Raw genomic sequence first — 23,856 nt, 5'->3', positions numbered from 1 at the left:
GCGTCCGTCTCGCTCCGCCTCCGGGGGGCCCGTCGGCTCGCTCACGCACGCGGGGTGAAGGTCGCCGCGGCGACCGACCATGGCCGGCGCGGCTCGGGCCTTGCGCGCGCACACTCGCGCCCGCGGATCCGGCATCATCCGCGCCCCGTGATCGCCGGTGCGCTCCTGTTCGTCGTCGCGGCCGAGCTGCCGCTCGAGTGGACCGCGCCCGCAGCGTGCCCGACCCGCGCCGACGTCGAGGCCCACGCCCGCGCGTACCTGGGGCGCGAGCTCGCGGCCGACGACGCCGTGCTGCGCGCGCGCGCGACCATCGTGCCGAGCGAGGCCACGGGTGGCTTTCGACTCGAGCTCGAGCTCGAGGCTGGCAGCGGCGCCGAGCACTTCGCCGTCGAGGACGACGACTGTGGGGTGCTCGCCGAGGTGGTCGGGCTCAAGCTCGCGCTGGCGATCGACGCGATCGACGTCGTCGAGGCACCGCCGCCCCCTGCACCACCCGTGGCATCGGTGGTCTCGCCGCCGCCGCTTCCGGTCCCCGCGAAGCCACCCGCCGAGGTCGCAGCGGTCGCGCCCTCACCCGCACGACGACACGCGATCGTGCCGCTCACGATCGGCGTGCGTTGGGGCGTCGCGCCCAGCTTCGGACCGGTGCTCGCGCTCGGCGTCGGGATCGGCGCTCGACGCTGGCGCGCATGGGCGCAGGGCAGCAGCGATCTACCTCGCACCGTTGCGCTCGGCGACGGCGATCGACGGCTGCGACTCGACGCCACCACCGGCGCCGTCGGTGCGCGCGGCTGCATCGTCGCGCCGGGGCGGCGCATCGCACTCGCCGCGTGCGGTGGCGCCGACGCGGGCGTGATGCGGGGCCGTGCACGCGACGTCGCGCACGCGCGCACGAGCCATGAGCCGTGGGTCGCCGCGGTGATCGGCCTGGGCTTCGAGTGGTGGGTGCACCCCGCGCTCGCGGTCACGGCGCGCGCGGGCCTGCTCGCCAACGTGGTGCGACCCGGCTTCCGACTGACGGTCGGCGCCGATCTCTACCGCACGCCCGCCGCCGCCGCCGAGCTCGCCATGGGGCTGCAGATGCGCCTTCCGAGCCCGCGCAGTGGGCTTTCGCGAAAAAAGCTCCGGCCCCGCGACGGATCCGGCCGAGGCCGCACATGACGAGCTCGGTGCCCGACGCCGCCACTGCGCTCGCTTCGCCCGTCACCGCCGATGTCGCCGGCGTGCCGACGTTGACCGAGCTGTTTCGCACCCACCATCCGTTCGTGTGGCGCATGGTTCGACACCTCGGGATCCCGCCGTCGTCACTCGATGACGCCACGCAGGAGGTCTTCGTGATCGCCGGACGCAAGCTGCCCGAGCTCCCCTCGCTGGCGCAGCCACGCGCGTGGCTGTTCGGCATCGCGCGCGGGCTCGCGGCGAACTGGCGCCGCTCGAGTGAGCGTCGTCGTGCACGTGAGGACGCGTGGGTACAGGCCGAGCCGAGTCCGCTGGCCCAACCCGATCGCGAGCTCGAGCGGCGCCAGGCCGCGGCGAGCGTCGAGACGTTCCTCGCCGAGCTCGGTGAGCCCTTCGCAACCACGCTCGTGCTCGTCGACGTCGAGGGACTCTCGGCGCCCGAGGTGGCCGAGGCCACCGGCGCCGCGCTCAACACCGTGTACTCGCGCCTCCGCACCGCGCGGCAGCGCTTCGATCGTTTCGTCGAGTCACTCGACGCGGGGGCACCATGAGCGTCGATGGCGAGCTCGGTTCGAAGGCAAAGCAGATGCTCGCGGACTTTCGCGGCGAGCACTCGCCGCCCGTGGGGGCCGCGGATGCGATGCTCGCGGGGATCCAGGCGCGGCTCGCCGAGCCCGCGCCGCTCGATACCGGGCCCGGCAGCGCTTCGCGCCTCGCACGTCTGCGAGGGTGGGTGATCGTTGGTGGCCTCGCCATCGCGGGCACGTGGGCGGGCGTGGCGGCACGCGGCGACGAGGTGACCTCGACGGCCGCGCCCAGCCGCGTCGAGAACGTCGAGGCTCCCGAGGAGCCCGCGCGCACGATCGCGGCGCCACCGCTCGCGGCACGGACGAACGCCGAGGTGCCAACGCAGGCAGCGGCGGCAGCGTCGCCGGCACCATCGAGTGCGACGCCCGCTCCCGCCGTGGACCCGAGTCCCGAGGCGAGCCCGCGCCGCGCCGCGCCGCGCCGCGCGACCCTCGAGCCCGCCGCCGCCGCGCCCGTCGACGGCGCGACCCTCAAGGAAGAGCTCGCGCTGCTGCGCCGCGCCCAGCAAGCGATCGCGCGGGACGATGCCGCGGGTGCACGCGCAGCGCTCGACGAGCACGAGCAGCGCTTCGCCGACGGCAAGCTCGCGGGCGAGCGCGAGGCGACCCGCATCCTGGTGGTGTGCGCCGAGGATCCGATCCGTGGTCGCGCGGCGCTCGATCGCTACCTTTCTTCGCACCCGCGCTCGCCCTACGTCGAGCGTCTGCGCACGAGCTGTGGCGCGAAGGATTCGAACGCCGATGCACTCGACACCGGCGATGCTCCCCACTGACGCCACCGTTTCGATGTCGCGCGCTGCCACCCTTCTCGTGCTCTTCGCCGTCGCGTGCTCACCGACCGCCGGTGTGGTCGGTGACGACGGCTTCGCTTCGCTCAGCGGCGACACCTTCGCCGACGGCAGCACCACCGCCGTCGCCAGCACCAGCAGCAGCAGCGGCGGTTCGACGAGCACTGGCAGCACCACCAGCGACGACGAGGGCGTCGAGACCACCGCGGCGCCGAACTTCGACGTCGGTGCGTTCGACCTGCCGATGCTGCCGCCCGGCACCTGCGAGTGCGCGCCGCATACGGACCTCATCCTACTGTTGTCGGCGGGCGGGGACCTGCTGTCGTTCGATCCCGAGAGCCTCGCGTTCGAGACCCTGGTGCCCACGATCATGGACGAGACCGGCGACCCGGTCGTGATGCCCTACTCGATCGCGGTGTCGCGCTCGGGTCGCGCGTGGGTGCAGCGCAACCTCGCGCCGGGCGTCTTGCCTGGCACGATGGCGCTGTGCTCGCTCGACATCAACCAAGGCGGCGAGTGCGAGTACGCCGACGGCTTCGGTCTGTTCGGCTGGGACATCAACGGCACCACCCCCGGCGAGCTGGGGCTCGGCAACTACGGCACCGCGTTCGTGACCCGCGATGAAGCGGTCGAAGGCGAGCCCTGCGAGGACCTGTTCCTGCACAGCTACCGCACCGAGGACGAAGAGGGCGACGCGATCGGTGACCTCGCGCGCATGGACTTCGACACCATGCGCCTGGTCGAGCTCGCCGCGACCGACTACGGCCGCGCCGAGCTCACCGGCACCGGCGATGGGCGCCTGTTCGCGTTCGGCGGCGCCGCGCCGGCCAAGCTGGTCGAGTACGACAAGGCCACCGGCGCACCGATCGAGACCGTCGCGCTCGACGGCCTCGAGCTGACCAACGCGTGGGCGGTCGCCTTCTGGGGCGGCGACTTCTACTTCTTCACGGGCTCCGACACGACGCCGGGCGTCTCGAAGGTCAGCCGCTACGACTACGACGGCGACCTCTCGCTCGATGTCATCGTCGACGCGACCCCGACTCCGATCGTCGGCGCCGGCACATCGACCTGCGTGGCCACCGGCCCGCAGGGCTGAGGTGCGGGGCCGCGTGCGTGACGTCGAAGGCATCGGCGTTGGCGTTGGTGATCCCCAAGGACCCACCGCCCGGTATGACGGTGCGCGTGGGCGCGGCGCTACGGCTTCGCGCGGGCGCCCTGTCGCTGCGCCATCGCCCGCTCGAAGCGCGCGACCGTCGATGCGATGAGCGGCCGATAAAGCCGCCGCAGCAACCACCCCGGCACCCACTGCCCGCGCTCCTCGAGGGCCACGCGCGCCCGCGGATGCACCATGAAGCGCAGGCCGAAGGGTCGATAGTTGGCGTCGCTGCGCCAGAACTCGATCCGATCGAGGTGCTTCACGCTCTTGTAGCCGTAGTGTGCCGGCGCCACCAGGCGCAGCGGCGCGCCGTGCTCGACCGACAGCGGCGCACCATCGAGGCGATCGGCCAAGAGCACGTCGTCGGCGAGCAGGTCCTCGAGCGGCAGGCTGGTGCGCGCGCCGTCTTGCGCGCGCAGCACGACGAAGGTGGCGTCCGCGGCCGGCTGGGCCTGCGGCACCACGATGCGCTCGAAGAACTCCGCGAAGCGCACGCCGGACCACGCGAGTGAGCGCCGCGTCCACGTCGTCACGCAGTGGAAATCCGAGACCTGCGTCACCCGCTCGAGGCCCGCCATCGCGTCGTCGAGCGCGAGCGGTACCTCGACGTCACCCGAGATCCGCAGCCGCGGCGCGTCGATCGAGGCCGGGAATCGCTCCGCGAACGGCGTCAGCCCGAAGCGCGGGAAGTCGGGGCGCTCGCGCTGCCCGGGAGGGAGCTCGGTCATGCGCGGGAGACGAGTCACGACCGGCCGATGCTACCGCCGCCGGCCGCAATCTCAGTAGAAGCCCTCGCGCCGCGCGTAGCGGGCGGCTCGCTCCTCGTCGTACTTCGCGGCATCGAACGCCGGGTCGGCCTGCAGCAGCTGCAAGATCTCGCCGCTGCTCGGCAAGATTGCACGCTCGACGAAGCCCGCCGGGTCCCACAGCGACGCGCCGATCGACGCCTTGGAGCAGTGGGTGAACGCGGCCTCGATGTCCACGAGGATCCCGAGCGCCGGCACCTTGCCCTCGACCGCACAAGGGCGCGAGCAGGTCGCGATCGGTGGTGATGGTCGCGCGCCCGTTGACGCGGAAGGTATCGCCGACCCCGGGGATCACAACCACGCCAGCGGGTAGTCGTCGTAGCTGAACGGAACCTCCGAGACTACACGATCGATCGACTCACCTTCCGGCCACACCATGTCCCGGTAGATGCGCTTCGAATCCAAGAGAATCGCGAAACCCTCTTGCAGTAATCCGTTCGTGCTCGGAAGCGCAGTCCCATGGATCGCGTGTGCCAACTCGTGCTCGTGCACGAGCGAATCATCGCTGGTGATGAGCGATCCCCCAGAGACACACCGCGTTCGTCCGACACCAGTGACCGAGAGCTGTTCCGCAGGTGGCATCAGCCACTCGAATCGAACGAACCGTCGATCCGGTGGCTCTTCGCCCAAGAGCGCCATGCCGGATTCGATGAAGCGGTCGAAGTACGCCGCCGTCCCGCCGCAGATCGGCTCGTCGCGCAGCGTCGCGATCTCCACATACCGCCCCCGCGCCACCACCGGCAACGATCCATCCGCCGGCGAACACCCGCAGGCGATCGCCAGCACCAAGCCGGATCCCCAGCCATTCGCAGCAACCGTCGTCCGCCCCCGACGCACGCCGCCGACGTACCACGAACACGCGGCGTCCTCAGCGGCGCTCGTCCACCGGGCGCGCGACCACGCGCGCCCCAGCTACAGCCCGACCAGCACGTCGGCCTGCCGTTCCAATCGCACGAACGTCCGCACGAACTGCCGCATCGCGGCCCCCACGACCGATTCGACGTCGTCCGCCATCCCGCGGTCGATCCACCGCACCAATCGCACCTGGCTCATCGCGGTCGCGGTGCGGGCACACAGCTCGGGGTCGTCGGGCTCGAGCAGGCCCTCGGCCATGCCGCTGCGAAAGCCCGCGATGAGCATCTGCAGCCCGGCCTCCCAGGCGCGGGTCTGCTCGGGCGTGCGCAGCTCGTCGGTGGTGCCCCACGGCACGTGCTCGCGAAGCTGCATCTTCAGGAAGTTCGGGTGCTCGATGTGGAAGCGCAGGTAGCCCTCGATGCCGAGGCGCAGGCGATCGAAGCTGGTGCGCGCGGCCATCACCGCGGTGCCGACCTCGCGCATCAGGATCGCGAGACGATCCTCCTGCACCGCGCGAAAGACCTCCCACTTGCCGGGGAACGCCGCGTAGAAGGTGGCCAGGGAGACGCCCGCCCGCCGCGCGATCGACTGCACCTTCACGCCGTCGTACCCCGCCGCCGCGAACTCGACCTCGGCGGCCTCCACGAGCGCCGAGCGGTAGAGCTCCCGACGGGCCTGCAGCATGCGGGCACGCCCATCGGAGGCCTCGTTGCGAGCCGAGCTTGACACGGTCTGGCGAGCAGAATACGAGATTCCCGTTCCAGAATCCAGATTCTGCCCCGCTGACGCGGCGTCGAATCAGGCCTGGACGGGCCCACTTCGGGCCCAGGAGCACGAGCACCATGGACCACTTCAGCGGTCACGCCTCCGCCCCACCACCGGACTTCGAGCACGCCAAGAACCGCCGCCAGAAGGCGCGCGCGTCGGGCCTCGATCCCAACTACTGGTACGCGGCGCTGCAGAGCAAGCACTTGTTGCCCGGCGCACACACCGAGGTGAAGTTCCTCGGCCGCTCCATCGCGGTCTTCCGCGGCGACGACGGCCGCCTGCGCGCGGTCGAGAACCGCTGCGCCCACCGCCACGTCAAGCTCACAGAGGGCCAGGTGGTCGGCTGCCGGCTGGTGTGCCCGTACCACGGCTGGTCCTACGACGGCGAGGGCAAGGCCGAGATCCCCCACGACCTGTTCGGGCACAAGGCACCCAACATCCGCATCGATTCGGTGCCGGTGCGCGAGCGTTACGGCCTCATCTTCGTGTTCCCGGGCGACCCGGCGCTCGCCACCACCCGCGACATCCCCTCGATTCCCGAGCTCGAGGGCGACCGGCCCTGGCCCCACGCCTTCGTGCAATTCGATTCACCGGGCCACTTCTCGATGTTGCTCGAGAACGTCTCGGATTTCACGCACGGATTCCTCCATCGCAAGTACCAGCCCTTCGCGGGCACCGATCTACTGCGGTGCGAGACCGTCGGTGATCGCGTCGAGCTCGAGTACCGCTCGAAGATCGCCGCCGGCCGATTGCAGGATTGGTTCATCGATCGGTCCGAGTCGGGCTGCGATCACATGCTGGCTTGCTACGACTACCCGTATCACTGGTCGAATACGGACAATCGCATCAAGCACTTCCTCTTCACGTTGCCGTGGGACGGCAGCAACAATCGACACATCTTCATCTTCTATCTCCGCCCCGACGTGATCCGCGTCCCCAAGCTCGGCTGGAAACTGCCCTATTGGTTGGTCAGTCGGATGATGCGGGCGCAACGCGTGCTGACGCTGCAGCCATTGTTGGGCCAGGACGTGTGGGTCATCGGCCACGAACAGCGCGGTTGGGAGCAGTTCTGGGACAAGCCCGCGCCCGAGCTCTCGCCGGTGGTGAAGGCGTTCCAGGACCTGACGATTCGCAAGTGGGAAGAACATCTGGCCACCCGTGCGCCGAGGGCACACGCGGGGGCCGAAGCGGGCTGCGGCAACGTGGTCCCGGCCAGGGAGTTGATCCGATGAGCGCCGCCGACAACGTCGTCGACATCCGTGCCGCCGACGGCCGCACGATCCGTTGCTTCGATCCCGCCGCCCGGGCGCCGCTGGGCACCGTGCCGGTCGACACGCCCGAGCAGGTGAAGGCCGCCATCGAGCGGGCCCGCGCCGCGCAGATCGGCTGGGCCGAGACCGACTTCGCCAAGCGCCGCGCGGTGCTCGGACGCATGATCGACCACCTGCTGTCGCACGCGCACGAGCTGGTCGACGTGGTCGTGAAGGACGCCGGCAAGACCCGCGAGAACGCGCTGGTCGGCGAGATCTGGCCGGTGCTCGAGAAGCTGCGCTGGACCATCGCCAACGGCGAGAAGTGGCTGTCACCGGAGCCGGTGAGCTCGGGCGTGCTCGTGCACAAGCGGGCGCGCCTCGAGTTCCACCCGCTCGGGGTCGTCGGCGCGATCATCCCGTGGAACTATCCGCTGCAGAACATCTTGAACCCGCTGGTGCCGGCGCTCATGGCCGGCAACGCAGTGGTGATCAAGCCCTCGGAGTGGGTGGCGTGGTCGGCCGAGCGCGTGGTGGAGATCGCCCGCGACGCGCTGCGGGCCGAGGGCTGCTCGCCCGAGCTCGTGCAGCTGGTGCAGGGCTACGGCGAGACCGGCCAGGCGCTGATCGAGAACGGCATCGATTCGCTCATCTTCATCGGCTCGGTGCACAACGGCCAGCGGGTGCTGGCGTCGGCCGCCAAGGCGCTGATCCCGGTGACGCTCGAGCTCGGCGGCAAGGATCCGCTCATCGTCTGCGACGACGCGCACATCGAGCAGGCCGCCCACGCCGCGATGGCCGGCTGCTTCATCAACGCCGGCCAGAACTGCGTCGCCTGCGAGCGCATCCTGGTGTTCGACACGGTCTACGACCGCTTCGCCGACACCGTCGGCGCGCTGGCCCGCAGCCTGGTCCAGGGCGACCCCAAGCAGGGCGTGGTCGACGTCGGCGCGATGGTGACCCCGCTGCAGCTCGGCATCGTCGAGCGCCTGGTCGACGACGCGGTTGCCAAGGGCGCGCGCGTGCTCGCCGGGGGCAAGCGCGTGCTCGCCGAGCAGGGCGATTTCTTCGCCCCGACGGTGCTGGCCGACGTCACGCCCGAGATGGACATCATGCAGCAGGAGACCTTCGGGCCCGTGATGCTGCTGTCGCGCGTGCGCGACGAGCACGAGGCGGTCGCGGTCGCCAACGGCACCGGCTTCGCGCTGGGCTCGGCGGTGTTCAGCCGCGACCACGCCAAGGCGCGTCGCATCGCGTCGCGCCTGCAGGCCGGCATGACCGCGATCAACGACTTCGGCGGCGTGACGTACATGGCCCAGGATCTGACCTTCGGCGGCGTGAAGCAGTCGGGCTTCGGGCGCATGAACGGCCGCGACGGCCTGCGCTCGTTCTGCAACGTCAAGGCGGTGCTCGACGATCGCTTCCCGGTTCACTTCCCGAGCAAGGTGTTCCCGGTCGCCGACGGCGATTTCGATCGCATGCTCGGCGTCGTGAAGCTGCTCTACGGCCGCAGCCTGCGCCAGCGCGTGGGCGCGGCGGTCGAGCTCATCCGCGGCGCGTTCGGCCGCAAGTCGGGCAAGCAGGCACAGCCGTGAACGAGCGCTTCGACTACGTGGTGCTGGGCGGTGGCTCGGCGGGATGTGTGGTGGCCGGGCGACTGGCGCACGAGAGCGACGCGAAGGTCCTCGTGCTCGAGGCCGGCCCCGCGGCCGAGGCCTATCCCGAGACGCTGTCGGCCGACGGCTACAAGTACGCGTTCGCGAACGACCGCGTGATGTGGGAGCGTTTCACGGTGCCGCAGCGGCACAGCGAGGGTCAGCGCTTCTTCGTCGGCACCGGCTCGGTGTCGGGTGGTAGTGGCTCGGTCAACGGCATGGTCTACACCCGCGGCGCCAAGCAGGACTACGCCGAGTGGCCGCAGGGCTGGCGCTGGGACGACGTGGTGCCGGACTTCGAGCGGCTCGAGGCGCGCCTGCGTCCGCGTCGACGCGCGCCGACCCGCTGGACCGAGGCCTGCATCTCGGCCGCGGTCGCGTGCGGCATGGAGCGCCGCGAGGATCTCAACGACGGCATGCTCTCGAACGTCGTCGGCTACGAGTGGATGACCTACGAGGGCGGCGACCGCCGCAGCTCGTACGTCGCGTTCGTGAAGGAGCCGGGCCCGCGCGACAACCTGGTGTTCCGCAACGGCGCCCGCGTGCACCGCATCGTGTTCGACGAGCGCAAGCGGGCGGTCGCGGTCGAGTACGAGCACGACGGCGTGAACGCCCGCGTCGAGGTCGACCGCGAGGTGGTGCTGTGCGCCGGCGCGCTCGAGACCCCCAAGCTGCTGATGCTCTCCGGCATCGGCCCCGATCAGGCGCTGCGCGCGGCCGGCATTTCGCCGGTGCACACCGCCGCCGCGATCGGACAGAACCTGCACGACCACCCCAATGTGCCGCTCTTCTTCGTGTCGCGCGGTCTGGTCGATTGTCAGTACCCGCAGCTGTACAGCTTCTATCGCACGCGTCCGCAGGCCGACCTGCCGCCGGGCCAGAGCGACACCTGTTACGTGTTCTGGCCCGCCCCGAGCGCCATGAAGCAGGCCATGCAGCGCATGCTGCCGGGCAAGGTGTTGCCGGCGTCGATGTACGACGGCCCGCTCAAGCAGGCGATCCGCTCGGGCCTCGACCTCGCGTTCGGCATCGGTGCGACCAACCGCATCGTCGAGCACCTCTACGGCATCGTGGTGATCCTCGGCAAGCCCAAGAGCCGCGGCAGCGTACGCCTGGGCAGCGGCGATCCGCGGACCCCGGTGGTCGTCGATCCGGCGTACTTCTCGGACCCCGAAGACATGGACACGATGGTCGACGGCATCGCGTTCGCACGGCGCCTCAGCAAGGCCGGTGGCCTCGGGGCCTGGCGCAGCCAGGAGTTGATGCCGGGCGCGTGGAATCAGAGCCGCGAGGCGCTGGCGAAGTGGGTCGGCAAGAATGCGATCACGACGTACCACTTCGCCGGCACCGCACGCATGGGCGAGTCGCCTTCGGCGGCCGTCGACACGCGACTGCGACTGCGCGGCGTGACCGGGGTACGCATCGCCGATGCCTCGGCGGTGCCGTTCACCCCGGTGTCGGCGATGAACGCCCCGAGCATGCTGGTGGGCTACCGCGCCGCGGGCTACTGCCTCGACGAGCGCGGGTAGCCGCAGGACGCGGCCCTTGCCGCGGCGTGATGCGACGGCGGCCCCCCGCGGCGAGGAGTGTGCCGTCGCCTCGGGCCCGCGCTAACATGCTGATCGCATGCCCTCGTCGGACGATCGCGCAGCCTTCCGCCGCACCCACTGGGAGGGCGCGCCGATCGAGGCGGGCGCCCCGAAGCGCGATCTGTACGCGAGCCTGTCACCGGCGCAGCGCCTCGCTGCACTCGCAGCGCTGAATCGCCGCGCGTGGCTCGCAGCCGGGCACGCCACGCCGCCCCCGCTGCCCCGCGCCGACTGGCCCGGCGAGGTGTTCGAGATCGGTGACCGAGGACGCGGTGGCTGATCTCGACCTGCCCGGCGACTACGTCGACCTCCTGCGCGCGTTCGTCGACGCCGGCGTCGACGCTGATAGACTGGTGATGTGACGATCTTGCGGTGGGCGTGGACCTCGGGCGCACTCGCGCTCGTCGTGTCGGCCTGCGGGCCCACCGTCGGCGACCCGGCGAACTCCGGCGGCGACGGGGAGGGCTCGACGGCCGACGGCAGCGCATCGTCCGACGATCACACCGGCGGTGGCCCCGGCGCGGGTGGCCCGAGTTGTGGTGACGGCGTGATCGACCCCGGCGAGAGCTGCGACGAGCGCGGTGCGACGCCTTCGTGCAACGAGTACTGCCGCGTACCCGGCTCGCTGCTGCAGGAGACGACGGGCCCCGGCTGTGGTGGCAAGGACGTGCGCGGTGACGCCAACGGTGACGTCGTGGTGCACGGATACGGCTGCATCACCGGCACCAATGCGCTGTCCGTCCAGCTGACGCGCCTCGATGCCCGCGGTGAGGTGCTGTGGACGCAGGCGTGGACCGACCCCGAGACCTCGTACGCGAGCGGGCAGGCGCTCGCACTCGATGCGGCCGGCAACGCGTTCGTCGTCGGCACTGCGCGCGGTGGCAACATCACCAGCTCCGAGCTCGGCTATGCGTGGACCCGCAAGCACGCCGCCGACGGGACGCTGCTGTGGATGGATGTCCACGTGCGCTCGGCTGGACTCGCCACCGATGCCTTCGACGTCGCCACCGACGGTGGCGGCCATGCACTGGTGGCGGGCGCCACCGCCGACGTCGCGTGGCTGCGCAAGCTCGACGCCGACGGCGAGTTGGTATGGGAACTCGAGCGCGACCTCGAAAACGGCCTTGCGCACACCACCCACGTCGCATCGAACGAGGCGGGCACCATCGCGCTCGCGATGAACCGACAGCCCGCGGATCTCGGCTGGGTCACCGGCGTCACCGCCTACGCCGGCGACGGTGCTGCGGTCTGGGATGCGACACTCGATCACCTCGTCGGCGGTCGCGACCTGCCCAGCGCACTCGCGATGGCAAGCGATGGCACCCTCGCGGTGCTCGGCGAGTTCGAGAGCCCGACGTCGCACCGCAACACCGTGTTCGTGCACACCCTCACCGGCGACGGCGCGACCGCGTGGTCGTGGGAGCACGACACGCCGGCCGACGACTGCGGCGTCGCCATCGACGGCGGCGGCAGCGTCTTCGCGCTGTGGGCCGACACCGGCGACGACGGCGAGCGTCTCGTGCTCGCCCGCTTCGCACCGGACGGCGCGCTCGCGTGGCAATCCACGATCGCCGGCCCCGGCGACATCGGACTCAACTGCGGCGTCGGCCTCGACGCCGACCAGAACCCCGTCGTGGCGGCGACCCCCTCGCCCTCACAGACGTGGGTGGCTTGGTTCGCGCGATAGCGCGGTCGAACGCGGGTACGTGGGATCACTTCGAGCGCCAGGGGCTCACCGGACCACGCACTCGTCATTGCGCTCGACGAACTCGAGCAGGAGCGAAAGCGACGGCGACTCTTCCGCGGTCGCCGTCGTCTCCAGCACCACCGCATAGTCACCTGCCGGCACGCAGATGTTTCCGTAGTCGACGTCGTCGCCGTCCTTGGGGTCGACCGGTAGCGGGATCAGACCAAAGTCGAAGTGGGTCGGCGTGTCGCCGTAGTTCATGCAGCTCTGGCCGCACGTTCGCGTTTCGACGTTCCACGGCATCGTTCCGCCCTTCGTTTCCACTACGATGTGGTACCAGGCGCTCTGCTGCACGTGCAGCCGGAACGTCTGCCGTCGCCGGCCGTCGACGACGCCGAAGACCTCCGCGTCGCCGCACGCCAGCTGCTGCTCGATCACCGTCGGCATCCCCTCGTCGGCCCCCGAGAGCTCGATGAACTCGCCGAGACAATCGAAGTTCGTGTCACGAAACATCGCGCCATCGCAGGCGTCCGGGTAGTCGCTCTCGTAGCGCTGCACCACGGTCTGCAGCGGCTCGCCGAGCGCGTCGGCGAAGACCTCCTGCGTCCGCGGCCAGTCGTCGTTCCAGTCGGACGTCGCACGGAGTGCAACGAGCGCGTCTTCGCCGTAGGCGTAGCGAACGAACGACGCGAAGTGTCCGGCGCGGCCGTAGAGCTCAGGGGGTATGAGCTTTCCACTGCCGAAGTCCCGCAGCATGTTCGTGACGTCGCCCTCCAGTGGGTAGGTCCCCGCCGGCGCTCGCCCGTAGAGTTCCGCGATCCCTTCTTCGACGGGACTCTGCGCGGGCACTGCGGTGCCGCGCGCAGCATGGGTGAGCTCATGCGGGGACACGACCACTTGCGAGAAGGCTTCGGGAGCGCCCGCACAGGCCGAGTATGGCCCGCAGAACTCTTCAATCTCGTCTTCGTCGACCCAGTACGTGCTCACGAACGCATCGGGATTCCCGAACACCCCGCCCACGTAGCCGACGAATCGATCCGCCCACGGCAGCGTCCCCGCACAAACCTCATCGAGTGAGTGCTCCGTACCCAATTCGAGGTGCTCACCGCTCCACACGACGGGCGGTCGAACCGGCGCCGCCGAACCGCCCGGCTCGTCCGGACCGCACGCCGCGACGAGTTGGACGCACCAGAGCCATCTCCACCGCCTCGACGCGCGTCGCCTCTCTGCTCTCATGGCGCCCAGACAATCGCCGGCACATCGACCTCCCAGTGTCCGCCTGTCACGTCGTCGTATTGCAACGTGAACGCTCGACTGCCGAGGCAGCCAGCAGCTGCGCTGCTCGGACAGCCGCTCGCCCCCCGTTTCACCTTGTAGAACGACACCGGGTTCTTGTTGGTCGCGACCACCGAACTACCTGCGCCGTCGATCTCGGCTCCCAGTATGAACGAAACGGCGCCCGCCGCACGCGTGTAGTATGTCGAGCCGCTCTTGGGGAAAGTCGATGCCGCACCCAGCTGAAGCTGGAAGGCAGCGACCTCGGACGTAACCGACGACGTCCCAGCGGTGATCGGTGCCGCCTCCACCATTGCCCACTCAGCAATCGACAGCTCAGTGGCGCTGACGAATGTGTAGGTAAGAGAGGATGCCTCGCTAAACTCCCCTGCAGCGTAAATCACCTCGCCCTGCCAGAGCGGTCCGACGAGCGTCGCTGGGGCATCTACTAGCGGAGAGACGAGACCGCCTCCGTCTCCGGGGGTTGCGCCGGTCGGCAGATCACCATCATTTCCCTGGCCACTGAAGCAAGCGACCACTCCTTCCTCGGGGAGTGGATCAAAGGCAACCGGTTGGACGTTGGAGACCAGGCTGAATTCGATGTCTCGCAGGCCCATTCCGAGCAGGCTATACATTCGTGGAACCTTCCACTTTGGGTGATGAAATGCGGGCCCGAACTGAGCACCGCAGAAGTCCTCGTTCTCACACAGACCGCCGCTCTGGCAGGTCGGATGCTCCGAGTCATCCGCGTACCACAGAGAATCGAAGCAGTGCTGCACCAGGTCTTGCTTGATGTCCTTTCCGGCCACATTCATGACGCCCGCACCGGTCCCGATCCCCTGGTCGCTACTATGGGTCTGGATCAGCGGCCCGACCGCTTTGCAGGCCTGCATGAGGAGATCGACATAGCAGGCACGGTGGATCTCCATCGCGCAAGTGTTCGCCACGTCCTCAGGTTGATCACTGCAACATGCCATGACCAAGGGATGTTCGTACGAACTGTCGTTCACCGCATTGACGTTGATGTTGATGGCGTGGTCAAACGGACTCCCAAACGTCGGGACGAAAGTCATATCTATTCCAATGTCAAATTCAGCGTCGCACTGAAACCTCTTAGCGGGCAGGACCTCAGGCCACTGCGGATCCACGAGACAGAAGCCAGGCTCAGGCGTGCCTCCGCTCTCGTCCGCGCCGGACGGACCGGATGAGCCGTCGGCACCCGGGGTCACTGTGATCACCCCGCCGGTCGTGTCGAGGTGTGACTGCTCGTCCTCATGCACGCACGCGAGCGTGACGAACAGAGAACCGAGAACCGAGAACCGAGAACCGAGAACCGAGAACCGAGAACCGAGAACCGAGAACCGAGAACCGAGAACCGAGAACCGAGAACCGAGAACCGAGAACCGAGAACCGAGAACCGAGAACCGAGAACCGAGAACCGAGAACCGATGAAGCGACTTCCTGTGCTGTTCACACGACCAAGCTACAGGGCCGGTGTAGTCCTGTCCACGCAAATGTGACCCGCGTGAGCGCGCCGCGCCCGACGCCGCACGGGCCATTCGGACACCTGGACCCTGACGGCCTCTCTACCCTCGCCAACGCGTCAAGTGACGGGCCCATCGTGCCCATCGTGACGCGCACGCGGGCGTCAGGCATCCCGCCCCAGCCCCCCGATCAAGGTTCGATGTACCGCCACACCCCCGAGGCCCACATCGTGCCGACGAAGATCTGGTGCTCGCCGTCGCTGGTCACGGCGATGTGATTCGCACCGATGATGAGCTCCGGTGGCACCGCGGGCGTGGTCCAGTCGTCGCCGGCCAGCGAGGCGGTGCTGAAGCTGGCGCCCAGATCGCACTGCGAGCAGGCCCAGCCCCACATCGAGTACACGCGGGTCGGCGAGCCCCACACGATACCGACGTTGGGATCGAACACCCGCGTGAAGCTCTCGCCGAAGTCGGTGCTGCGATAGACGCCGCTGCCCGGCCCCGCGACACCGCCGGCGTAGACGAGGTCGCCCTGCTGGAAGATCTGCGCGTTGCCGTGGCCGTGCTGCAGGCCCTCGATGCCCGATGGGATCGACCAGCTCGCGCCGCCATCGCGGGTCACGGTCGCGCTGCCACCGTCCTGCGCGATCGCGAACCATGTGCCGCGGGTGCCCTCGGCGTCGCCGCTGTCGAGGAAGAACGGGTACCAGGACTTGCCGCCCGCCGGGAAGCCGGGGCCATCGACGTAGGCCCACGTGACGCCACCGTCGGTCGACTCGACGATGCCGTCGGCCTCGTGCAGGCCACTCACCAGGTGATCGTCGTCGTACGGATCGAGCGCGATCGAGTACAGCTCGGCGGGAAAATCGAACGGCAGCTCCTCGAAGCTCACGCCGCCGTCGGTCGAGCGCAGCGTGACCTGATAGCCAGCGACCCAGATCGTCGCCGGCTCGGTGCCCGCGACCGCGAGGATGAGGCCCATCGGCACGTAGCCGATGCTGTCGTTGATGCGGGTCCAGGTGTTGCCGTAGTCGCTCGACTTCCATAGGCCGTCGCCACCACCGCCCATGTACAAGTCGCTGGGGTGCTTCGGATCGACGACCACCGGCCCGGGCCCGAAGTCGAGCGGCGCGAGGTCGGGCGGCGTGACCTCGATCCACTCGCCGGGAGGACAGGTGCCCGCGGCGATGCACGGATCGGGCGGAAGGGGCTCACCACCGCTGCTGCTGCCGTCGTCGCTGCCCGCGGTCTCGCCGGTCGCGTCGCCGCCGGAGGCCGAGCTCGGGCCCGAGCTGCCCGCGGTGCTCGAGGCCCCGGTGGCGGTGCCCGCCGTCGTCGACGACGCGGCGGTGCCCGAGCCCTCGGCCGAGCCGCTGCTGTCGCCCGACTCGCCCGCCGCGGGCGCCTCGCCGCAGCCGTGCACGAGGGCGAGACCGAACAGGATCGAGGGCACGCGGGGCAACGAGGGCATGGTGGCAGGGTGATGCACCGGCAGCCGCCGATCTGTGACGCGATCGTGCGTGGCCGATCGCCCCCACCCGGCTAACGCAGCGAGGCGCGGTCAGGGCGGTGTTATGGCCCGTCACTATCGCTGTGTCGAGGTACTAGCGACGCTTGCGACCCTTGCGGCGCTTCTTGGTCGATCGCCGCACCGCGTCACCGCACTCGGGATCGCCCTCGCCACAGGCGAAGCGCACGTGCATGTGATCGTCGTGCCCGCCCCAGGCGCGCAACAACGCCTTCTTCTGCGCGCGCGCATTGGGTGCCAGCACCGAGAAGATCGCCGGCAGCCGCGAGGGCTCGACTCGGCCCATCGCGTACGGCAGCAGCTGCCGCTGCACCTGCGTGGCCATGAAGATCGACTCGACGGCGCCGCTAGCAACCAGGCGCTCGACCAAGCCCCAGGTCGCGGCCGCGTCGAGCGTGTCGAACGTGGCCACGGTGAAGCGATGGGCCGCGGGTGCCGTGCGCAGCACGTAGCCGACGTCGACGTCGCGCCCGCTGCAGTGCGACTTGTGGGGTCGCACGCGGCCGCCGGCCCGGCGCGAGAACTCGCCCAGCAGCACCGGCTGTGCCTCGGGGAAGCGCTCGCGCCACTCCCCCAGCGCCCCGGCCAGCGCCGACACGGTGCCGCGCGTGGCCCACGTGCGCGGGCGATAGCCCCGCAACACCCAGCCCTCGCCCTCGGGGAACGCGGCGGCGTGCTGGATGCGTCCGCGGTTGGGCGAACCCATCGAGCGTGACGGCGCGTCGGGATCGTGGCGGTACACCAGCACGCGCTGGCCGGGCTCGACACCGGCGTCGAGCTCGGGCGCGAGCGCGTGCAGCTCGTCGGTGGTGAGCCCGAAGCGCAGCGCCAGCTGCCGGCTCGACTCGCGGCGCGGCGCGGTCCAGTGCACCGCGTCGAGCACCACGGTCGCGCGCGGCTCGAACGGCACCACCGCGAAGCCGCGGGCCACCGTCGGCGCGGGCTCGTGCTCGAGCGACACCGCCGCGATCGTCGGCGTGTCGGTGAACGCCGCGCTCGAACCGAACGACCACGTCGCGGCCAGCGCGAGCGCGTGCATGCCGACGAACCGCACGACGACACGCTACCGACTTTCGCGGCGCGATGGGGCCACACGAACGGTCGCACCGCCGCGGGCACACGATCGTTTCGCGATCCGCTGCACAGCCTCGGCAGCTCGACTGCACCCGCCGTGATGCCGGTGACCGCCCGTGCGGCGGCCCCCGCGACCCGATCGCGTGACCGTCGCCCGATGTCGTGCCCGCAGGCGTTCGAGCGCAGACCCGGGCAGCCCCGCGATCGCGTCGGGAGCGGACCGGAGGCCCTGGTACGCTGGCGCCCGCTAGACCCGCCATGGCGCGCACCGACTCCGACTTCGCCGACGACGTGACCGTACAGGGCACGCTCGGCGCTGGCACCGGCCCCCGCCTGAGCACCGACGACGTGCTACCGCGGGGCGCGAGCGTAGGTCGCTACCTGGTGCTGCAGTGCATCGGCGTCGGTGGCATGGGCGTGGTCTACCTCGCGCTCGACCCCGATCTCGGCCGCAAGGTCGCGCTCAAGCTCGTGCGCGGCGAGGCGCGGGTCGAGGGCACGGACGGCATCGACGCGACCCCGCGCAGCACCGGCGGCCTCCGCCTGCTGCGCGAGGCCCAGGCGATGGCGCGGCTGCGGCACGCCAACGTCATCACCGTCTACGACGTCGGCACCCGGGGCCAAGACGTGTTCATCGCGATGGAGTACCTCGATGGCGGCACGCTGCGGCAGTGGCTCGAGGCCGCGCCGCGAACGCTCGCGAAGATCCTCGGGGTCTTCCGCGAGGCCGCCGCGGGGCTCGCGGCGGCCCACGCCGGTGGCCTCGTGCACCGCGACTTCAAGCCCGACAACGTGTTGCTCGGCACCGATGGCCGCGTGTGCGTGGTCGACTTCGGCATCTCGCGCGCCGCCGACGAGGCCGAGCTCACCGAGGTCTCCGGTGGCGGCATCGCGTCCGACGAGCTGCGACTGACGCGGACCGGCGCCATGATCGGCACCCCGGCGTACATGGCCCCCGAGCAGCACGCCGGTCGCGTGGCCGATGCCCGCAGCGATCAGTTCGCGCTGTGCGTCGCGCTCTACGAGGCGCTCTACCGTCAGCGACCGTTCGCCGGCGAGACCCAGGCCCACCTCGCGGCCAACGTGATCGAGGGCCACCTGCGCAGACCACCCGAGGGGCACGGCGTGCCCGCGTGGCTGTGGCCAGTCGTCGCGCGCGGGCTCGCGGTCGATCCGAGCCGTCGTTACGCCGACGTCGCGGCGCTGTTGGCCGCGCTCGGCGATGATCCGGCGCGCCGACGTCGGCGGTGGTGGTACGCCGGGGTCGCGGTCGCGCTGACGGCCGGCGCCGCGCTCGGGGTGACGGCGCTGGTGCGCCGGCAGGAGGGGCTGTGCTCGGGCGCCGCGGCCAGCTTCGCCGAGATCTGGAACGACGACGCCCGCGCGCGCGGCGAGCAGGCCTTCCGCGCGAGCGGCCGCGCCCACGCGCCGCAGGCCTGGACGGAGGCCGAGGCCGCGCTCGACAGCACCGCCCACGCGTGGATCGACAGCCACACCGAGGCCTGTCGCGCGACCACGCTGCGCGGCGAGCAATCGCAGGCGCTGCTCGACCGCCGCATGGTCTGCTTCGAGCGCCGGCGCGCCGAGGTCGCGTCGGTGATCGACGTGCTCGTCACCGCCGATGCGGGCGTGGTCGATCACACCGGCGAGCTGCTGGGCCAGATCGGCGACGTCGCCGGCTGCAACGACGCCGCCATGCTGCTCGCCGACGAGACCTCGGCGCCCTCCGACCCGGCCGAGGCCGCCGCGATCCGGGCCGAGATTGCCCGCGCACGCGCGCTGCGGATCGCCGCGCGCGACCAGGCGGTCGCCGACATCACCGACGCACTGCACGCGAGGGTCGACCGCCTCGACGATGCTGCCGTGCGGGCCGAGTGGCTGCACCTGCACGCGACCGTGCGGTCGGATCACGGCGACACCGCCGCGGCCACGCCGGCGCTGTACGAGGCCGCGAAGCTGGCGGCGGCCTCACACCACACCGCGCTCGAGCCCGCGATCTGGCTCTCGCTGGTGCGTCTGGTCGGTACGCTCGAGGATCGTCCACTCGAGCTGCCACCACTGGTCGAGGCCGCCAGCGTCGCGGTCGTGCGGGCCGGCGATCGTCCCGCCGATCGCGGTGCGCTCGCCACCGTGGTCGGCATGCAAGCGCTGATGCGCGGGCAGTTCGGCGACGGCGAGCAGCAGCTGCGCACCGCGGTGGCTCTGCTCACGCAGGTCCACGGCGCAGACGGGCTCGACACCCTCGAGGCCCGCGAGTTGCTCGCACTGTGCCTGCACGGCCAGCAGCGCTACGACGAGGCCGCGACGATGCTGACGGCGGTCGCCGACGACGTCGAGCGCACGCTCGGCGCGACCCATCCGCGCCTGGGCACGATCGTCGCCAACCTCGCGCGCGTGCAGGCGGCCAAGGGTGATCTCGAGGGCGCCCGTGCGACCTACGAGCGCGCGCTCGTGGTGCTCTCGGCGGGCTTCGGCGCCGATCATCAGGTCGTCGCAACCGGCCACGCCAACCTCGCCACCACGCTGCGCAAGCTCGGCCGCTACGACGAGGCCGCCATCGAGATCGATCGCGCATTGGCGATCGAGCGGGTGCGCTTCGGCGAGCAGAGCCCACGCATCGCCGACAACATCCACGGTCGCGCCCAGATCGCGCTCATGCGCGGTCGCCCGGCCGAGGCCCTGCCCGACTACCGCGCCGCGTTGCGGATGTGGCAGCAGACCCTGGGCGCCGACGACCCCCGTCTGGCCTACGCGCTGGTCGGCATCGGCAAGGCGGAGCTGGCCGTCGGCGGCAGCGTCGATGTCGCCGGCCTCGAGCGCGCGCTGGCGCTGCGCTCGTCCACACCCGACGTGAGCGCCGACGATCTGGCCGAGACCCGCTTCGTGCTGGCGCAGGCGCTGCGTCGCAACGGACGCGAGCCCGAGCGCAGCCGCGAGCTCGCGACGCAGGCGATGGCCGCGTACCTCGAGCTGCACGACGACGCCCGCGTGCGTGCGATCGAAGGCTGGCTCGCCGCCGCGAAGTGACGCGGCAATGTGCTGCCGGACGATCGAATGGCCACCTCGCTCGGCCCACTTCGGGGCGGCCCAGGATCGGCCGCGATCGTGGCCACGTGCCCCGGCCCGCCCCACGAACCGGGCGTGACTGCCCTCGAAGTGGTTCGCTCCGGTTCGCGACCGACCCTCGACGAGTCGTTCGCGCTCGCTCTGCAGGAGTGCTACGCGCGGCACGGCGTGCAGGAATTCGTGCCGCCGGTCGCCCATGACGAGCACCCGCTGGTGCGGTTGGTGATCGTGCGCGACGACAACGGCGTGCTGTTGGGCGGCGGCCGCGTGCACGCCCACCACGCTCGGCTCGGGTTCCCCGCCGAGACCACGCTGCGACACTTCCCGGAGCCGCGCGCGTGGGTGCGTTCGCTCGGCCAGGACGGCTCGGCCGAGCTCTCCGCGCTGTGGGTCCGCAGCAACTCGGGCGGCATCGCGCGTCTGGTGGTGCAGGCCTGCATCGCGACCGCGATCGCGCTCGGCAAGCGCACCGTGTTCACGCTCTCCCACGAGCGCTTCGGGGGCGTGCTCGCGACCGCCGGCATGATGCCCGTCGGCGCCTGCCCCGAGCTGCCGTTGCCCGGCCCCGGCTGGCGCGCGCGCCTGTTCGCTGCCGAGCTGCCGGGCTGCGCCCGCGCAAGCCGCTTCGATCGCGAGATCATCTCGACCATTGCGGCGCAGGTCTCCCGCGGCGCCGAGCACATGCTGCTCAACCAGCTCACGTCGATCGAGCAGGGCTACACCGGCTGGACCGTCCGGCGCACGACCACGCGGATGCGCGGGGTCGCGTGAGCCGCCGCGGCGACCGAGCTACTCCTGCGCCGTCGCGACCGCGTCCACCATCGGCGCCCCTGCGTCCGCCACGCGTGCGCGCTCGAGACTGAGGTCGGCCACGAGGTTGTCGAGCTCGATGCCGAGCTCGAGACGTCGGGTCTCGAGATCGCTGATCTCGGCCGCCGCGGTGTCGAGGTTGTCGCCGAGCGTGCGCATGCGCTTGGCGAGGTGGCCCGACAGCGCCTGCGCGCGGCCGACCTTGCGTAGGGCCACGAGCTGCTCGGAGAGCTCGCCGACCCGCAGGCGCAGGGTCTCGACGGCCGCGCGCCGGGTCGCCAGCGTGTCGTCGATCGCGACCACCCGCCGCTGCGCCGCGAGGATCGCCTCCAGCTCGCCGCGCAGGTCGGCGTCGAGCTTGCCATGGTCGAGGAAGACCTGCACCGCGGTCAGGCCGGTGGCCTGATGGAGATCGATCGCGGTGGTGATCGGCATCGACTCCTCGATCACCAGCTTGACGGTGCGGCCGCGGGCGACCGACACCGGCAGCAGCAAGTCGCCCTGCATCCGCTCGAGGTCCGCAGGTGCGTCGCGCAGCGTCCAGCCGGTCGCCACCCGGTGGCGCACGAACACCCGCGCATCGGCGTGCCCCCGATTGCTGACCTCGAGCTCGGTCCGACGGATGCGCTGGGTCTGGGTGGTCGCGATGCCACGCTCGACCTTCGTGAGTTGCTCGATCTCCTCGCGGGTCGCCACGGTGGGCTCGATCACCAGCGATCGGTCGACGCCGAACGGCACCAATGCGGCGGCCTTGGGCGGGATCGGCTCGGTCAGACCCTCGCCGAGGAACTGCTTGCCGGCGTAGACGGTGATGGGCCCGCTGTCGAGGGTGTTGTTGGTGGGGTTGGTCAGGCGCACCGCGTTGAAGGCGTAGCGCTGCGAGCCACGCTCCGACACCGGGTCATAGAGATACGTGCGCTCGGCCTGGGTCTGACCGTCGAACAACGTCACCATCGCGGAGTGCCCGGCCTTGATCGTCATCGGCGCGTCGGCAATGAAGTGCGCGACGCCCCGCGGCCCGTCGTCGCGATCGGCCTCGCGGGCCTGCACCGGCCGCGACGGCTCGTCGACCGCGATCACGCGCACGAGCTGCTGCGCGCCGGCGACCTCGCGGTGACCGACGACGTCGATGCGATCGGCGGCGATGCCCGATGCGATCATGCGATCGCGCAGCGTGTTGGCGCGACGCAGACCGGCCTCGTCGTCGCCGGCCTCGCCCGGCAACGCCCAGCCTTCGATGCGGACGCGCTGCGTGTTGCCGGCCAAGCCGGCGACGACGGACTCGAGGCCGCTACGGGGTGGCGCGGCCACGCCCGCGGCCGCGCCCGCGACCCCACCCACGGTGCCGCCCGCGACGCCGGCGGCCTGCCCCGACTTGCTGCCGGACTTGCCGCGACGTCGGGCCTTGCCACGGCGCGGCGCATCGACGTTGGCGCCCGCGACGGCGTAGTCGGCCTCGGCGGCGGTGCTGCCCGCGAGCGTGAGCGCGCGGCTCTCGACCACCGACGTGAAATCGCGACCACCGATGGCGCCGGCCGGGAGGTTGCGGAACTCGTCGGTCGCGACGGCGAGCGCGTCGACCTCGTCGCCCGACAGCCCCGCCAGCAGGCGCACGTTGCCGCCGTCGACCGCGTAGGGACTGCCGCCCTGCGGCGGTGCGGCGGCGACCTTGGTGCCGCCATCGATGGTCTCGCGCTCGACCAGCTGCACGCTGTGCAGGTCGTAACGAAACGACATCGCCGAGGTCGAACCGACCCCGACGATCACGTTGCGCCAGCTCTCGTCGGAGACGTTGTCGACCACGGCCCACGACTGCAGGCGTGCATGTCCGTGGTCGTCGAGCATCACGCGGTACGAGGGCTTCCACGCCGGACTCTCGGTGACGTAGGCGATGCGAACGTCACGGCGCCCCTTGGGCAGCTCGATGGTCATCGCGACATTCCCGTTGGCGCCGCCGCCGGTGGTCGGATACGAGATCGGCAGCGGCTTGTCGGTCTTGGCGTCGATGACCGTCAGCGACTTGAGGAAGTCGTCGACGCGTGCGGCCGGCACCTGCAGCGTCAGCTCGTCCTCCACGAACGCACGGCGCTCGAAGTACGCCACGCCGTTGCGATAGATGATGACGCGACCGAGCGCAGCGTCCGGCACCTCGACAGCGGGCTTTTGCCGCACGCAGCCGGGCGCCGCAACGATGGCGAGCGCCATCAGGGCCGTGATCGTGATCGCGTGGGTTCGCTGCTTCGACATCGACGAGCTCGCTTCCACCCCGGGGGGCTTGGGGCGACCTCGTAACGACCGC

General features: G+C 70.8%; 20 protein-coding genes. 11 read left to right on the top strand and 9 right to left on the bottom strand.

Annotation, left to right across the window (positions count from 1 at the left end):
- Positions 1 to 147 precede the first annotated feature (147 nt).
- From IPH07_00225 to IPH07_00210, 4 genes are read left to right on the top strand one after another with little or no spacing between them, the layout of a single operon-like run.
- The gene (locus IPH07_00225) at positions 148 to 1,161 is read left to right on the top strand and encodes a hypothetical protein (GenBank protein ID MBK6915800.1); all 1,014 of its coding nucleotides are present in this window, start codon (positions 148 to 150) and stop codon (positions 1,159 to 1,161) included.
- Entirely contained in the window at positions 1,158 to 1,730 is a 573-nt protein-coding gene (locus tag IPH07_00220; protein MBK6915799.1) for an RNA polymerase sigma factor, read from the top strand. Before IPH07_00225 ends, IPH07_00220 begins: the two co-directional genes overlap by 4 nt.
- Complete coding sequence (locus IPH07_00215; protein MBK6915798.1) at positions 1,727 to 2,539, top strand: hypothetical protein; 813 nt, start codon at positions 1,727 to 1,729, stop codon at positions 2,537 to 2,539. Before IPH07_00220 ends, IPH07_00215 begins: the two co-directional genes overlap by 4 nt.
- Before the next feature lie 37 nt (positions 2,540 to 2,576).
- A complete protein-coding gene (locus tag IPH07_00210; protein ID MBK6915797.1) occupies positions 2,577 to 3,650 on the top strand; it encodes a hypothetical protein in 1,074 nt (357 codons plus the stop codon).
- A gap of 98 nt (positions 3,651 to 3,748) precedes the next feature.
- Here IPH07_00210 and IPH07_00205 read toward each other — a convergent pair whose 3' ends face one another.
- From IPH07_00205 to IPH07_00190, 4 genes are all read right to left on the bottom strand, one after another.
- Positions 3,749 to 4,438, bottom strand: coding sequence for a molybdopterin-dependent oxidoreductase (locus IPH07_00205; GenBank protein MBK6915796.1), 690 nt, complete (start codon positions 4,436 to 4,438; stop codon positions 3,749 to 3,751).
- A 51-nt stretch (positions 4,439 to 4,489) separates the two neighbouring features.
- Entirely contained in the window at positions 4,490 to 4,714 is a 225-nt protein-coding gene (locus IPH07_00200) for a hypothetical protein (GenBank protein MBK6915795.1), read from the bottom strand.
- Positions 4,715 to 4,807: 93 nt separating this feature from the next.
- Positions 4,808 to 5,305, bottom strand: a complete 498-nt coding sequence (locus tag IPH07_00195; protein MBK6915794.1) for a hypothetical protein — start codon at positions 5,303 to 5,305, stop codon at positions 4,808 to 4,810.
- 123 nt (positions 5,306 to 5,428) lie between these two features.
- Positions 5,429 to 6,100: a TetR/AcrR family transcriptional regulator gene (locus IPH07_00190; protein ID MBK6915793.1), complete on the bottom strand. Its 672-nt coding sequence runs from the start codon at positions 6,098 to 6,100 to the stop codon at positions 5,429 to 5,431.
- 113 nt (positions 6,101 to 6,213) lie between these two features.
- Between IPH07_00190 and IPH07_00185 the strand changes: the two genes are divergently transcribed.
- The 5 genes from IPH07_00185 (at position 6,214) to IPH07_00165 (ending at position 12,320) form a co-directional block, all read left to right on the top strand.
- Entirely contained in the window at positions 6,214 to 7,371 is a 1,158-nt protein-coding gene (locus IPH07_00185) for a Rieske 2Fe-2S domain-containing protein (protein MBK6915792.1), read from the top strand.
- Entirely contained in the window at positions 7,368 to 8,984 is a 1,617-nt protein-coding gene (locus IPH07_00180; GenBank protein ID MBK6915791.1) for an aldehyde dehydrogenase family protein, read from the top strand. Before IPH07_00185 ends, IPH07_00180 begins: the two co-directional genes overlap by 4 nt.
- Entirely contained in the window at positions 8,981 to 10,573 is a 1,593-nt protein-coding gene (locus IPH07_00175; protein ID MBK6915790.1) for a GMC family oxidoreductase, read from the top strand. Before IPH07_00180 ends, IPH07_00175 begins: the two co-directional genes overlap by 4 nt.
- 97 nt (positions 10,574 to 10,670) lie before the next feature.
- A complete protein-coding gene (locus IPH07_00170; GenBank protein ID MBK6915789.1) occupies positions 10,671 to 10,913 on the top strand; it encodes a hypothetical protein in 243 nt (80 codons plus the stop codon).
- Positions 10,914 to 10,991: 78 nt separating this feature from the next.
- Positions 10,992 to 12,320 carry a hypothetical protein gene (locus IPH07_00165; GenBank protein MBK6915788.1) on the top strand — a complete coding sequence of 443 codons (1,329 nt, stop codon included), beginning with the start codon at positions 10,992 to 10,994 and terminating at the stop codon, positions 12,318 to 12,320.
- Positions 12,321 to 12,365: 45 nt separating this feature from the next.
- On the opposite strand, the gene IPH07_00160 is transcribed toward IPH07_00165, so the two are convergent.
- The 4 genes from IPH07_00160 to IPH07_00145 all read right to left on the bottom strand — a co-directional run bounded on the left by IPH07_00160 (position 12,366) and on the right by IPH07_00145 (position 17,661).
- Positions 12,366 to 13,436: a hypothetical protein gene (locus IPH07_00160; protein MBK6915787.1), complete on the bottom strand. Its 1,071-nt coding sequence runs from the start codon at positions 13,434 to 13,436 to the stop codon at positions 12,366 to 12,368.
- 116 nt (positions 13,437 to 13,552) lie between these two features.
- Positions 13,553 to 14,875 (bottom strand): hypothetical protein, encoded by a 1,323-nt coding sequence (locus IPH07_00155; protein MBK6915786.1) that lies wholly within the window; start codon positions 14,873 to 14,875, stop codon positions 13,553 to 13,555.
- 394 nt (positions 14,876 to 15,269) lie between these two features.
- On the bottom strand, positions 15,270 to 16,550 hold the full coding sequence (locus IPH07_00150; protein ID MBK6915785.1) for a hypothetical protein: 1,281 nt from the start codon (positions 16,548 to 16,550) through the stop codon (positions 15,270 to 15,272).
- Between the two features lie 133 nt (positions 16,551 to 16,683).
- Positions 16,684 to 17,661 carry a penicillin-insensitive murein endopeptidase gene (locus IPH07_00145; GenBank protein ID MBK6915784.1) on the bottom strand — a complete coding sequence of 326 codons (978 nt, stop codon included), beginning with the start codon at positions 17,659 to 17,661 and terminating at the stop codon, positions 16,684 to 16,686.
- Positions 17,662 to 17,939: 278 nt separating this feature from the next.
- On the opposite strand from IPH07_00145, the gene IPH07_00140 reads away from it, so the two are divergent.
- Together IPH07_00140 and IPH07_00135 are read left to right on the top strand one after the other, a co-directional pair.
- Positions 17,940 to 20,708 (top strand): serine/threonine protein kinase, encoded by a 2,769-nt coding sequence (locus IPH07_00140; protein MBK6915783.1) that lies wholly within the window; start codon positions 17,940 to 17,942, stop codon positions 20,706 to 20,708.
- 114 nt (positions 20,709 to 20,822) lie between these two features.
- Positions 20,823 to 21,518 carry a hypothetical protein gene (locus tag IPH07_00135; GenBank protein MBK6915782.1) on the top strand — a complete coding sequence of 232 codons (696 nt, stop codon included), beginning with the start codon at positions 20,823 to 20,825 and terminating at the stop codon, positions 21,516 to 21,518.
- An 18-nt stretch (positions 21,519 to 21,536) separates the two neighbouring features.
- On the opposite strand, the gene IPH07_00130 is transcribed toward IPH07_00135, so the two are convergent.
- Positions 21,537 to 23,804, bottom strand: a complete 2,268-nt coding sequence (locus IPH07_00130; protein MBK6915781.1) for a hypothetical protein — start codon at positions 23,802 to 23,804, stop codon at positions 21,537 to 21,539.
- Between the last annotated feature and the right edge of the window lie 52 nt (positions 23,805 to 23,856).

Source organism: Deltaproteobacteria bacterium (genome assembly GCA_016709225.1).
Classification (GTDB): domain Bacteria; phylum Myxococcota_A; class Polyangia; order Nannocystales; family Nannocystaceae; genus Xiheibacterium; species Xiheibacterium phototrophicum.
Note: the sequence above shows the minus strand (reverse complement) of the source record. Positions and strands in the feature narration are given on the sequence as shown.